Below are 13,182 nucleotides of genomic sequence, written 5' to 3'. Positions count from 1 at the left end.
CTAGAAATCTTGATGTAATAAAATCAACTTACTGTCATCTCGACCAAAACGATACGGTATGAATAGTTCTTTGAACAATGAAACCATTATTAATAAATGAAAAACCGAATTGAAGGATTTAGCTTCGCTGAGCACTCCGTGGTTCTTTGCTACCATCGAAATAACGACAACAACCAATATCTGCGGGAGAATAATTAAACCCAATAAAACACTAAACTACCACGTAAAAAACCGCGACAATCTGCGAGAAAAACCTTAACCGACTAACCTAAAACCAGAGCCGTACAAAAACAGGTAAATGATCCGATGGGTATCTTTTATCTTTACTATCACTTAAAATAGCAAACTTCTGAACCTTAAAACCCTTGTTAACAAACACATAATCGATTCTATTTTTCAGCTCACTGTTAAAATCAAAACCATTAAAAGTACCATTTGGTCCGTAAGGTGGCTCTTGTGTAATTTCTTTAGCATCCTGTAGAAAAGACTTTATAGTTAATATCGCTTCTGTTTCAGGCGTAACATTCAAATCACCAGTATAAATTACAGGTAATTTCGGTGCAATTTCCTGTATTTTTTGTTTTATCAGCTTTGCGGATTCGATACGGGCTTTAACACCTACATGATCGTAGTGTGTATTGAAAACCAGAAACTCTTTTTTATTTAATTTATCGAATAGCCTCACCCAACTGCAAACCCTTGGCAAAACCGCATCCCATCCTTTCGATGGCACATTTGGTGTTTCAGATAACCAAAATGTACCGCCATCCTTTTTTGTAAGCCTGGTTTTATCAAAGAAAACAGCAGAAAACTCCCCTTTCCGTTTACCATCATCTCTGCCCACACCAACAAAATCGAAGTTTGAGTTAGCCAGTAAATCATCAAACTGATCAGCTAAAGCTTCCTGCACACATAAGATATCTGCATCGTAAAACTTAACCAAAGCTTTAACATTTTCTTTTCGATTTGGCCAGGCATTAACGCCATCACCAGGGTTATTATACCTTATATTATAGGTTAAAACATTTAGCGCTTGTTCGCCTTTTTGGGCGAAAACACTTACCGATATAAACAAACAAATTGCAAGGGTTACTAAGTTTTTCATGCAGCCAAATTACAAAATTGTTTATTTCTGATGTTGATTTTATGTTAAGTAACAATTGTTTTATCCTTAAATAAGACCTTCGTCTCGATAACTGTAATAACCATTATCCGTAAAAATCAAATGATCTATAACGGGTAAACTCAATAAATTACCGGATGCAACCATACTAGAGGTTAACTTATCGTCACTATCGCTGGGTTTTACATTGCCAGATGGATGATTGTGCGCCAAAACAATGTAAGCAGCATTCTGCTCTAAAGCAACTTTGAATATAATTTTTGGATCGGCAACCGTTCCCGCTTGTCCGCCCTTACTTATCAAATGCTTACCAACAATCTTATTAGAACGATTAAGTAACAGAATCCAGAATTCTTCATGGTTTAAGTGTGCAAAGGTTTGATAAAGGTATTTATAAACATCGCTAGATGCAGTAACTTTAACAACCTCATCTACTCTAGCCTCCTTTCTGCGTAAACCCAATTCTAGTGCAGCAACAATAGATATAGCCTTTGCCTCGCCAATGCCCTTAAATTTAGAAAGTTCGGATATAGAAGCCTGACCTAATTTTGTTAAGTTATTATGAAAGGTACTCAGTATGCGCTTACTTAAATCGACAGCACTTTCATTTCTATTTCCCGAGCCAATCAAAATGGCAATGAGTTCAGCATCCGTTAAGTGCCTTCTTCCGTTAAGCAGTAATTTTTCCCTTGGTCGGTCTTCCTCTGCCCAAAGTTTAATCCCAAATTTCTGTTCGTAGTTTTCCATAATTTTTTACGCAAAAAAAAGGCATCCCAACTTGCGGTTGGGATGCCTTTTACTAATATCGTAAAAAATTAGCTTATTTTAAACCGTTAACGAATTTCGTTAATTTTGATTTATTGTTAGCTGCTTTGTTTTTGTGAATAACGTTTTTCTTAGCTAAACGATCTAACATAGAAATAACTTTAGGCAATAAATCTGATGCAGATTTTTTATCTTCAGCTGCACGCAATCTTTTAATAAAAGTACGTGTAGTTTTTGCCTGATATCTGTTACGTAAACGTTTTGTAGCGTTTGCTCTAATTCTTTTTAATGAAGATTTATGATTTGCCATTGCTTAGCCTTTATTTTTTTCTTTAATCGTTTCCTATAATTCGGGTTGCAAATATAGGATTAATGTTTTTAAATAACAAAACACTTTTAGATTTTTTATTATATTTTTTTCTCCCCTATTTAACACCCCAAAAATACTGATATTTTTCCACTTCAAATACTGTATTTCAGTTTATTAAAATGTTTTCTATTAAACCTGCCTAAAAATGCTATTTTTGAGCAAAACGAATTTTTAGTGAAAAAACGAATAGCCATATTTGCTTCAGGTTCGGGCTCCAATGCCCAAAAACTAATGGAGCATTTTAAAAGAAGCACCGATACGGAAATTTCATTAGTATTAACCAATAATGCAGATGCCTATGTTTTGCAACGGGCAGACAACTTTGAAATCCCTAGCCACGTTTTTGATAAACACGAGTTTTATAAAACTGAAGAAATCATCGACCTGTTAAAAAATCTTGATATCGATCTGATTGTGCTCGCTGGATTTCTTTGGCTTGTTCCTAAAAATTTAATTGCAGCTTACCCAGGCAGAATTGTAAACATACACCCTGCTATATTACCTAAATTTGGTGGCAAAGGCATGTATGGCGACCATGTACACAACGCTGTAATTGCAGCTGGTGAATCTGAAGGCGGCATTACCATTCATTATGTTAATGAAAATTACGATGAAGGTGAGTACATCTACCAAGCCAGATATAAAGTAGATAAAAATGATAACCTTGAAATGGTTAAATTCAAAGGACAACAACTTGAACATTTACACTACCCAAGAATTGTAGAAAGTATTGTAAAGAAGATTAAGAAGTAACATAAAAATGTTTACTTCTTAAAGAATAACCTGGTAACGCTTTGTCTCTACAAAACTGAGAGCGGAGCATAAATGGTTTTAATCAATATAGTTGCAGGCTTAAACATTCCAGCAAAACTGACCGCTTATTCCGCGTTATTGCTGGCAGCTGATTCCGCTTACAAGCGAAAAACTTTAAAATTTCCCATTTATTTCCACCAATCAATTCCGACTCAAGTCCGTGTTTTGGTTATGCCTGCTTGCACCCTGCTCCTACCATTAGTCGGGTCTGCTCCCACAGTACCTCGGTATAGGGAAACGTACACGCAAGGAAGTGTCATGCTATAGCACTGCGATAGGGAAAGAAAAGCGTAAGTATTTAGTATAGCCAGCCTGATAAACCTCCTAACCCTAACTAAAGAAATCTCCACGCTGCTATGGGCATAGCAGATATTTGAGGATCAGAGAAACGAATGAGTTTCAACTGGTTTAAACATCAGCCGATGTAAAAACGACATTTAAAAAAGCCTAGTGCCTTTAAATGCATTGTATGTAAAATCAATTACAAACCACCATAACGTCCTCAAAATAACATAATCTATTTTTTATCCTTACCTTACAAAAAAAACATTCTGTTTTACTACCTTTGCGGCTCAAAATTTACAGTAAAATGAGTCAATCCATTAAAATCAAAAACGCTTTAATTTCAGTATATTATAAAGATGGTTTAGCACCGTTAGTAGAGCTACTTGCCAAGCAAGGAGTACAATTATTTTCTACAGGTGGAACTGAACAATTTATTAAAGACTTAAACCTGCCAGTTACAGCTGTTGAAGATTTAACGGGTTACCCTTCAATTTTAGGTGGACGTGTTAAAACTTTACACCCCAAAGTATTTGGTGGCATTTTAAACCGCAGAGGTTTAGAAGGTGATAAACAACAAATTGCAGAATACGAAATTCCTGAAATTGATTTGGTTATTGTGGATTTGTACCCATTCGAAGAGACTGTTAAAGCCGGTGGTACTCCCGAAGAAATTATTGAGAAAATCGACATCGGTGGTATTTCATTAATTCGTGCGGCAGCTAAAAACTTTAACGATGTTGTAATTATTGCATCGAAAAATGATTACCCAACTTTACAAGCACAGTTAGAAGCTCAAAATGGCGAAACCACTTTAGCGCAACGTAAGGCTTTTGCTAAAACGGCTTTCCATACATCTTCTCATTACGATACTGCAATTTTCAACTACTTCAACCTGGAAGAACCACTTGATGTTTTTAAACAAAGTGTAACAGAAGCTAAAACTTTACGTTACGGCGAAAACCCACACCAAGGTGGTGTTTTTTATGGCGATTTAGATGCCATGTTCACTAAATTAAACGGGAAAGAACTTTCATATAACAATTTAGTTGATGTTGATGCAGCGGTTGCTTTGATTGATGAATTTGAAGAACCAACTTTTGCTATTTTAAAACATACGAATGCTTGCGGTATTGCATCTCGCGATACTGTTAAACAAGCGTGGATTGATGCCTTAGCTTGCGACCCGGTTTCAGCTTTTGGTGGCGTATTAATTACAAACCGCGAAGTTGATTTAGCAACAGCCGAAGAAATTAATAATCTATTTTTCGAAGTTTTAATCGCACCTTCTTACCAGGCAGAAGCGATTGAGTTATTCAGCAAGAAGAAAAACCGCGTTATTTTACAGCGCAACGAAGTTGAATTGAGCAAGAAACAATTCAAAACTTTATTAAACGGTGTAATTGAACAGGATAAAGATTTAATCATCGAAGGTCCGGAGCAAATGACAACCGTGACTGAAAAAGCGCCGACAGCACAAGAGTTAAAAGATTTATTCTTCGCCAATAAAATTGTAAAACATACAAAATCGAATACTATTGTATTGGTTAAAGATGATGTTTTGATTGCAAGCGGTGTTGGTCAAACCAGTCGTGTGGATGCGTTAAGACAAGCGATTGAAAAAGCAGAATCATTTGGTTTCAGTGTCAAGGGTGCTTCAATGGCATCTGATGCATTTTTCCCTTTCCCTGATTGTGTGGAGATTGCAGCTGATGCAGGAATTGCAGCAGTTTTACAACCTGGTGGCTCTATTAAAGATGCAGATTCTGTTGCAAAAGCCAACGAAAAAGGCATTGCAATGGTAACTACAGGCGTTAGACACTTTAAACACTAAGCGGTTAGTTGTTTAGTTTGTTAGATGGTTAGTTGGTTAGTTGCTCCTGCTCGTCATTGCGAGGCACGAAGCAATCTTAAAGCGATAAAAACACATAGTAGCAAGATTGCTTCGTGCCTCGCAATGACGATAGTTTTATAAAGGGTAGGAATTTTTGCAACACCAAGCCCAAATAAAATAAACCCGATTGAAGTGGAAATACTTTTTGATTGCAGCTACTTTTAATAGCTGTCATGCTGAGGAACGAAGCATCTGCAACCGATAAGACAGATGCTTCGTTCCTCAGCATGACAAGAACCACAAAAAGATTGAAACAAAAAGCGGGACTGATTTAACCGAAGAATTACCGTTACTGATTTTCAAAAGATTTTAATTGCAACAAAATCAATTAAATGGATGATGAAAATCAAACTTAAAACAATAAAAATCCTATTTTTAAAATCAGGTAAAATAAGAAGTAGAAGTGCCTTTAATTAAGTTTAGAGGCATTTTTTATTTTTAAATATTTTTGATTTATCGCTGATTTGTCCCCGTTTTGTCCCCTTTTTCAAAGATAACATCATTGAATTTAAGCACACCTAATAGTGAACTAATCCAAATTCATCAATGAATTTTGCACTAACATAGCCACGTTTATTAGGTGCTTCAACCTGTTCTATCAATACCATATCTGAATCTACAGTACCATTTTCTACATCTTCATCTGTGATAACATGTACAAGTTGTTCATCCCAAGCTACCTTATATTTTCCATCTTCTTTTAACTCAAAAGCAAAATCCTTTTGGGTTCTATCAGTATATGCATAAGTAGAGGTAAGTGGTGCAGTTCCAGATTCAGTATTATGTAAATTGATATGGATTGGTTTATCTGCATAAACCTTTTTAAGAGAGTCTAAGGTATTTGTTTTTTCTGATGGTTCAACACTGCACGATGCAGCAAATAAAGATACCAATACTATAGGTGCAATGCTCTTCATAATAAGAAACGTTTTCTTCAAAGATAGAAAGATTAACTAAACCGTCACCAACAACCAAATCTATATCGGATCGCAAGTCAACGCCTCCACCACTTAGTGAAGATATTTCAATAACCGTTTAACTAACTGGAAACTCCCATGATATTTTATTGAGATAAGAAATGACATAATCTAGCAAAAATTAAATCGTGAATATCACTGCCATCAGTTTTTGAGTATAGCCCATCTTTATGAAGAATGTAACCCTTAAACCTTTGGTGTATATTAATTCTGAAAAGATTTATATCACCTTTAACTGGTTCTATGCTGACTAATTCAGAACCGATTTTAATTTCTTTTGTGTCTGTTGCTGCTTTATTATTCATGAAGCAAATTTTGCTAATATTATTAGCTAAAGCAAAATGAGTTATAAACAATCAGCATTGAGAGAGTTGTAGAACACTTTTATTCAATAATTACAACAGGTACTGTTTTTGCAATACCAATCTTAGTTTCATACTGATATGTTCCAATCTGTCTGGCACATTGATTTTTAGGCACTAAAATTCTTTTGGAATCATAATATACCATGCCACTTTTGTTGACAAGCAACACCAGTGTGTTATTTGGAAATGTACCAAATTCAGCTAATGCCATATCTGGGCGTATGGTTTGAAATATTTTTAAGTTTCTTTTGGTAATACATTGCCCTCTTTGTTTCAAAAGGGTCAAACCAACTAATCCATCATCTTCTTTCTTATAATTAATATAAATATAATAGCCAATAATTGTTGCGAGAATACCTACAATAAAGCCGCCAAAAAATTTCATAGAGATTCATTAATTAAATAATTCAATACCAATTTAAAGAAAAAACGATTACTTTTTATTCATCCACCAGAACAAATAACCCACCGACCATTTGCCAAGTCGATACAAACTACTTTTACTTCTTCTTCAAATGAACCATAGAACTTATAATGAATCGTTATGGATTATGCCTTCTCAAAATAGGTTTAGATTTTTCTTGATAATATTCAATTACCTTTTTATTGAAAACTTCTATCCTATCAATAAGATTTTGTGTTTCTTCTTTGTGCTTTTCTTCAAGTTTAGAAACTTGTTTGAATGCTGCTGATATTCCGCTTCTTGGGTCTCTGATTGAAATATCTTCAAGAAAGTTTAACATTTGAATAGACATGAAATCCTTATCATGATATTCATCATAAAATTCATCTGGTGTCCACCATCGTAAGCTAGTTTTGTGAAAAATCCAGCAATATGCCTGTTTTGCATTCTGTGTTACAGAATGTATATCAGTAAATCTTGGTGGTGTAAATTCATAGGCCATACACAAAGATTGAATATGCTAAAATTATTAGCAAATTAAATTACTAACAATTTTTATATTTAGTTTATGAAAAAGCTAAGCAAAGGAACTATTTTGAAAACAGAAGATAGATATTTTGAAATTTCAAAAATTATAGATAGTGGTTACAAAATATGTGAAGTTGAAGGTGATTTTGAAATGGGATTAGATGAGAAAGTAATTATAAAAGGGCTAAAAGATGGTAGTTGGGAAATTATAGAATAAAAAAAGCAGAGTGTTAGCCCTGCTGTTTTAACCAAATATATAATTGAACATCGATTGATGTGATGCAATGTTAAACCATTAACATTAGCTTTTGTTTAATTTTTTGTAAATAAAAAAAAGCACCTACAAATTAATGTAAGTGCTTATCTAAATTAACGCTCTCATTTATGAACTAAATGATGTAAGGCTCTCAACCCCTACACCACAATGATACAAAGTTTATTTCATTTACCAGTTCTTGTTCCAGACAAAGAATAGAATGAATGCTAAAGCCAAACCAAAAATAATTAGAAATGAATAATTGATTTTAGAAATATCTTTTTCAACCTCACTGGTCTTCATTGATGTTTTTGATTTATCAATTAATGAATTTTCAACTATCACTTCATGCTTTTCAGCTTTACTTGTATCAATATCGGTGATTTTACTGGTTGAACTTTTCTTAATATTTATTTCACTGAATGGCACATCTGCTACACCAGATTTTGATTTTATCTTAGCTGTAAGCACACCATTTTTCCCATTCTGGTAAATTGTCACGCTTACATTTTTATCGCTCACATCTATTAATTTGAGTGCTGTATCTCCCTTTAAAGTAGCGTTACTATCAATTTTAAAATTAGCTGTAAGTTCTATAGCTGGTGTTTTCTTAACACTAATTTCTTCAATAGTTGAAGATTCTATAATTGTAGATTTTCCAGATTTTGTTGAACTATCCACAACTTTTAAGGATTGTTTTGCTTCAATATCTTTTTCAATTTTAACTTCACTTGAAGATTTATTGATTTTTCTCGTAGTACTGCAACCACCACAAAAAATAAAGACCATGAAGATTAATAAATAATTTTTCATCGTTCTTTTGGTTTAATGGTGATTACACTTCTGCGCCCTTTGATGTCTAAGATATTTTTTAGTTCTTCAAAGTTTTTATCAGTTCTTGTAAGAAGTAACTTCTGTAATGAATCAATTAATTGCTGCTGTCTTTTAATCTCTAATGCATCTTTTTCACTTTCCTTAGACAGCCATGTTGCCCTATCACCTTCTATATTTTTGATATAATTTCTTAGATATTCAATTCTCTCAATCTGATACTTTTTGTCATCAGCATTGTTCTTTATGATTATTCCAAAAAGCAAACTCACACCACTCAATAAAATAATCAGTGTGCTTTGCCAAGGAAATTTTGAAAGAAGATTTACATTCTTTGCATTTAGTTTAAGAGACATTGAAGATTAAAGGATTACATATTTTTCACCGTTATCGGTTATAGTTTGGTTATTATTGTATTTAACCAATAGTTGTTGCCATGTGTTGGAAAAGGTCTTTTCAAAGTGTGGTGAATCTTTAATTGATTTAAAATCGCCACCCCACTTCCAGCCATAAGCTTTGAAAACAGTTACAACCTCTTTCCAATCGGCTACAGCATCACCATCAAAATCTTTTACTTCATTGTATGACATTGTTTTACCATCCAGAATTAAGCAGAAATCAACAGCTAAGCCGTAGTTATGCAGACTTTGACCGCCTTTAGCATTGGTTACAATGCTGCCTTTTGTAGTTCTGCCTTGATTATATAGACTGTTTTGATAATCGATGGTTCTTAAACCTTGTGTAAGCCTCATTGAAGCATTACCAGTAAGTTTATCTTGAATTTCTTCAACGATTTTTGTTAATTCTACTCTTAGTTTTGGATGTACTTTAGCAATAATATTTGCAGTTGGTTTGTCATTTATCATCGGGAATTTTCCCGATAAATATTATCTAGTAGGTTTGCTTGAAGATATTAACTAATCCAGTTGATGAATTGAATGATGCAGATGTTGCATTACTGGTAACTGATTGAATTGTACTATTTGAATTAACATTAAATGATAAGTCTTTCCAGCGGTTCTTATTTGATAAATTGGTTAAATCAACTTCAATAGTTAGAGTATCACCTACCAAATTTTGTGTAATTGGTAGGTTTTTCATTTCACGATATTCAAAAATCTCACGTGTTGTTGAAACTAACAACCTATCATTAGATTGATTTTTGATGTAATTGAAATAGTTAGTGAATGCTTGTAAGTTATCGATTCCGTGACTGCCCAACCTCAAAAACCAATTTTCTTTAGTTAATAAAGTATCAACAAATGTTTTTATTTCATCATAACTATCTACCCAACTATCAGTGAATGCCCTTCTTAATGCCCCAAATGTTGGTACTAAACCAAAATCACCAAGGGGTGTATATAATCCTACTGGCGTGAAATTATCAAAAGTTCCAGTTGAAGTTGAATACAAGTAACCTTGATTATATGCTGCTGTAGCATGTCCTTCATAATTAGTTGGTACAGCTTTACTTCTCACCTTATAACCATTGAACTTTCTAAGAATGTAATCTTGCATTCTAATAGTATTTTCCAAGGGCGTTACGCCTGCACCATATCCTTCTGGTTCATGGAAATATGAATGGTCTGACAAATCGCCACCAGCAACTAATATTTGATTAATTACTTGTACAGTAGTTTGAGATGGGTTAGAACCATCATATTTTTCTTCCAAGCCTGAATAGTTACTTGCACCATTAAGTGCTAAACCTAAACGGTAATTAATATTGTTGCCACAACCATCGGTGTAAAATAATTGGTTAAAAATATTTAATGCACTCTGTAGTGATACACTTGCATCATCCAGTTCAAAACTAAACCAATTCTTTTTATTGAATTTTAAATTAGGTACAGTTGCAACTGCACTTGAAGGTGCAGAAGCAAACTTAATTTGTGTTATCAACTTATTGTTGTTTTGTCCTAATATATAGTGTCTTGATGCTTTCATTATGGTTTTGCAATATTAGTTTGTTCAATAACCATCATAGCTAGTGCAGCCTCCCAACTTCCACTAACACGGGTTATTGTTGCTTCAAGTTGCGTTCCAGTTAAATTATTAAATACAATAAATTGTGGGTCATTTAAACCATTACCTGCAACACCAAATGTTGTTGCACTTGCGGTAACAGGTTTATTAATTGTTGTCGCTCCAATCGTTACCCCTCTAACAGTATCTTGTGCCGTTGGCATTAAGAAGTAAAGTTGATAAAATTTTGAAGCATTCAAACCAAATATTTTTAGTTTAGCGTTGTTTCCACCGTTGACAATCCAGCCTGTGTTAACCATAGCATTTTGATACACTCCTGTATCACCTGCTGTTGTTTGGGCTGCGCTAATCTCACCAACTGCTCCTGCAAATGGTGTTATATTGCTGATTTGAAAACCTGTTGGCGTATTTGTTATATCTACCAAATTGGCAGAAGTATAACCGCTTGCAGTCTGCAAAGTAGTATTTGATGGTTGAGCTACATTTACATAAGCAGGGTTACTTGTTGGCACACCATTATATTCACTCTTAAAATTTACAAAGACGGTTTTTTCAACTGTATAAGTTGCGCCTGTGGTTGCTATCGTTGCTCCGCTAGCAGCTACATATGCTGAATCACTATAACTAGCTGCTTTTGCTTTTACTCTATAGAAATAATTAGTTGAAGCAGTTAAGCCAGTATTGTTAAATGAAGCTGTAGCACCATTGTATAGAGTTGTTGCACCCGTATAAGCAGCGTTGTTTGCTCGTTGCAACTCATATGATGTAGCATTTGCCACTGTTGACCATGAAATTGTTAATGCACTGCCAGTTGCACCACTAATAATTAAATTAGTTGGCGCTGTTAAAGTTGGAGTTGTACCACCTAAGCCTAAAGATTGAAGATAACTTAATTTAATACCAATTGTGCCATCTGGTAATGTTTCAAATTGCAAAGGGCTTAATGTTGCTTCTGGTAGCTGATTTATAGGTACTGTTCCACTAACCAAATCGGCCTTAGTTGCTAAGTCTGGTTTACCAGCTAAATCAGCATAAGCACCTGATGTTGCTATAGCAGATAATATTGGTTTACCAGTTACTTGTGTATATGTAACGCCAGTTAAAAACCCTTTTGAATCAATATCTGATTTACTATAAACATCAGAAACATTTGATTTACCAGTAAGGCTATTTAAAACAAATGTTTCAGAGGCTAGGCCAGTTATTGATGGAATAGTGGGTTTGTTAATTAAATCTTGATAGTTGAATGTAGTACCTGTTAAGATATATTTACCATCAGATTGTGATTTAGTATAGGCATCTGGTATTACTGGTTTCTCTGTTAAATTTGAATAACTGAATGTAGTGCCTGTTGATAGGTATTTACCCACAACATCAGCAGCAACTAAATAATTACCTTTCAGTTGGAAAGTATTTGTAGCACCTGTTAAGGTTAAGTAACTAGATAATAATGATTCATCAGCTTTGCTATTTACTGCTGGTACTATTAAATTAAATTCATCAGCAGATAGTGTGCTGCCAGATGATTTTATAGGAATGTTTAAGTTCATTTTTAAGCTAATTGTAAAGGGAATGCATAAGGAAATGCATCATTAATTATTGGTTTCAATGTAAAGGGTATTGAATTTTCACATGCATCTCTAAAGCCTGTCATGGAAACCACAAAAGTTACACCTGCAACCCTATCGGCAAATGAATCGCTAAAAGGTTTGATTGTAACATTGGTGAATATTTCCAACTGGTTGTTATCAAGATTTTCAAAATGTGTAACTAAATCATCTGCAACCATATTTGCATCATTGATTACATTTAATTCAATATTTTCATTTGAAAGGGATGCAATGATAATTTCATAACGGTACACATCATCGTTATTCCTGATAACCTTGTCCAAGTATTCAATGTTGGCTAATGGATAAATAATATCACTTTTACCAGTGATATCTTTTTTATCCCCAACTAAGATTGTGTTAACCTGTAAATGTTCACTAAAAAAGTCTTTCAAAAGGTTTAAATAAGTGTATAATGTAACCATTAGTATCTACGGTAATAACTTGTTTTGAAGGCTCTAGCTTCATTATATTCTGCTGAATAATCCTTTGCATCAGGCAAATAAAAACCCAATACAGATGATGTAGTATCTTCTGATGATGAAGTTTTGGTTTCTTCTTGTTCATCAGTTTTAAAGTATTCAATTAGCTTCCTTTTATAGGAATCAAATTTCTCTTTATAGTAGTTTTTGAAGCTTTCTAAATCCTTTGCATCAGGTCTGGTTAAGTTAGAATCAGTTGAAATGTTAGCACCTTTATTGTTTAATTTGAAGTGTAAAGGCACTACGCTATAAACCAGCGTACCATAAACCAGATAAGGCTCAATCACATCTGTAAGAATCTTAAAGTTTTCATCAGTTATCGTTTTTTCTGCAATAGAATCTTGTAAAATCTTATAGTAAGCATTACCAACTAATGGCATTAATTCAATTTCTTGAACTTCTAACAATGCACCAGTAATGATTTTTTCATTAGTGGAATCACCAAATATTGATTTTTCTTTAATCCTGCTAACAGATACAAATAATATATTTCTCAT

The 13,182-nt window shown here is 33.9% G+C and carries 17 protein-coding genes; 3 read left to right on the top strand and 14 right to left on the bottom strand.

The genetic code is table 11. From position 1 onward, the window contains the following. Window positions 1-268: 268 nt before the first annotated feature. From R2Q16_RS07955 to rpsT, 3 genes are all read right to left on the bottom strand, one after another. Window positions 269-1,105, bottom strand: coding sequence for an endonuclease/exonuclease/phosphatase family protein (locus tag R2Q16_RS07955; RefSeq protein ID WP_316736305.1), 837 nt, complete (start codon window positions 1,103-1,105; stop codon window positions 269-271). 66 nt (window positions 1,106-1,171) lie between these two features. After that, window positions 1,172-1,870, bottom strand: a complete 699-nt coding sequence (radC, locus tag R2Q16_RS07950) for a RadC family protein (RefSeq protein ID WP_316736304.1) — start codon at window positions 1,868-1,870, stop codon at window positions 1,172-1,174. 73 nt (window positions 1,871-1,943) lie between these two features. Continuing rightward, window positions 1,944-2,198: a 30S ribosomal protein S20 gene (gene rpsT / locus R2Q16_RS07945; RefSeq protein WP_187593711.1), complete on the bottom strand. Its 255-nt coding sequence runs from the start codon at window positions 2,196-2,198 to the stop codon at window positions 1,944-1,946. Between the two features lie 234 nt (window positions 2,199-2,432). On the opposite strand from rpsT, the gene purN reads away from it, so the two are divergent. Both purN and purH read left to right on the top strand, forming a co-directional pair. Then, window positions 2,433-3,011: a phosphoribosylglycinamide formyltransferase gene (purN, locus tag R2Q16_RS07940; protein WP_316736303.1), complete on the top strand. Its 579-nt coding sequence runs from the start codon at window positions 2,433-2,435 to the stop codon at window positions 3,009-3,011. 649 nt (window positions 3,012-3,660) lie between these two features. Further along, window positions 3,661-5,187, top strand: a complete 1,527-nt coding sequence (gene purH, locus R2Q16_RS07935) for a bifunctional phosphoribosylaminoimidazolecarboxamide formyltransferase/IMP cyclohydrolase (RefSeq protein ID WP_316736302.1) — start codon at window positions 3,661-3,663, stop codon at window positions 5,185-5,187. Window positions 5,188-5,765: 578 nt separating this feature from the next. On the opposite strand, the gene R2Q16_RS07930 is transcribed toward purH, so the two are convergent. From R2Q16_RS07930 to R2Q16_RS07915, 4 genes are all read right to left on the bottom strand, one after another. Further along, the gene (locus R2Q16_RS07930) at window positions 5,766-6,164 is read right to left on the bottom strand and encodes a hypothetical protein (protein WP_316736301.1); all 399 of its coding nucleotides are present in this window, start codon (window positions 6,162-6,164) and stop codon (window positions 5,766-5,768) included. Window positions 6,165-6,310: 146 nt separating this feature from the next. Beyond that, a complete protein-coding gene (locus R2Q16_RS07925; protein WP_316736300.1) occupies window positions 6,311-6,529 on the bottom strand; it encodes a hypothetical protein in 219 nt (72 codons plus the stop codon). Between the two features lie 79 nt (window positions 6,530-6,608). Next, window positions 6,609-6,974: a hypothetical protein gene (locus tag R2Q16_RS07920; protein ID WP_316736299.1), complete on the bottom strand. Its 366-nt coding sequence runs from the start codon at window positions 6,972-6,974 to the stop codon at window positions 6,609-6,611. Window positions 6,975-7,131: 157 nt separating this feature from the next. After that, entirely contained in the window at window positions 7,132-7,494 is a 363-nt protein-coding gene (locus R2Q16_RS07915) for a hypothetical protein (RefSeq protein ID WP_316736298.1), read from the bottom strand. Between the two features lie 66 nt (window positions 7,495-7,560). Between R2Q16_RS07915 and R2Q16_RS07910 the strand changes: the two genes are divergently transcribed. Then, window positions 7,561-7,737: a hypothetical protein gene (locus tag R2Q16_RS07910; RefSeq protein WP_316736297.1), complete on the top strand. Its 177-nt coding sequence runs from the start codon at window positions 7,561-7,563 to the stop codon at window positions 7,735-7,737. Between the two features lie 228 nt (window positions 7,738-7,965). On the opposite strand, the gene R2Q16_RS07905 is transcribed toward R2Q16_RS07910, so the two are convergent. The 7 genes from R2Q16_RS07905 to R2Q16_RS07875 are packed head-to-tail and all read right to left on the bottom strand — an operon-like array spanning window position 7,966 to window position 13,182. Beyond that, complete coding sequence (locus tag R2Q16_RS07905; RefSeq protein ID WP_316736296.1) at window positions 7,966-8,589, bottom strand: hypothetical protein; 624 nt, start codon at window positions 8,587-8,589, stop codon at window positions 7,966-7,968. Next, the gene (locus tag R2Q16_RS07900; RefSeq protein WP_316736295.1) at window positions 8,586-8,963 is read right to left on the bottom strand and encodes a hypothetical protein; all 378 of its coding nucleotides are present in this window, start codon (window positions 8,961-8,963) and stop codon (window positions 8,586-8,588) included. Before R2Q16_RS07900 ends, R2Q16_RS07905 begins: the two co-directional genes overlap by 4 nt. Window positions 8,964-8,969: 6 nt before the next feature. Then, entirely contained in the window at window positions 8,970-9,473 is a 504-nt protein-coding gene (locus R2Q16_RS07895) for a M15 family metallopeptidase (RefSeq protein WP_316736294.1), read from the bottom strand. 25 nt (window positions 9,474-9,498) lie between these two features. Beyond that, the gene (locus tag R2Q16_RS07890; protein WP_316736292.1) at window positions 9,499-10,554 is read right to left on the bottom strand and encodes a hypothetical protein; all 1,056 of its coding nucleotides are present in this window, start codon (window positions 10,552-10,554) and stop codon (window positions 9,499-9,501) included. Then, window positions 10,554-12,143 carry a fibronectin type III domain-containing protein gene (locus tag R2Q16_RS07885; protein ID WP_316736290.1) on the bottom strand — a complete coding sequence of 530 codons (1,590 nt, stop codon included), beginning with the start codon at window positions 12,141-12,143 and terminating at the stop codon, window positions 10,554-10,556. Before R2Q16_RS07885 ends, R2Q16_RS07890 begins: the two co-directional genes overlap by 1 nt. 2 nt (window positions 12,144-12,145) lie before the next feature. After that, a complete protein-coding gene (locus R2Q16_RS07880) occupies window positions 12,146-12,628 on the bottom strand; it encodes a hypothetical protein (RefSeq protein ID WP_316736289.1) in 483 nt (160 codons plus the stop codon). After that, the gene (locus R2Q16_RS07875) at window positions 12,628-13,182 is read right to left on the bottom strand and encodes a hypothetical protein (protein ID WP_316736288.1); all 555 of its coding nucleotides are present in this window, start codon (window positions 13,180-13,182) and stop codon (window positions 12,628-12,630) included. Before R2Q16_RS07875 ends, R2Q16_RS07880 begins: the two co-directional genes overlap by 1 nt.

The sequence above is a fragment of the Pedobacter aquatilis genome, from assembly GCF_032678425.1.
GTDB classification, from domain to species: Bacteria; Bacteroidota; Bacteroidia; order Sphingobacteriales; family Sphingobacteriaceae; genus Pedobacter; species Pedobacter aquatilis_B.
The sequence above is the reverse complement of the archived record's forward strand: the minus strand, read 5'-3'. Positions and strand labels throughout refer to the sequence as shown.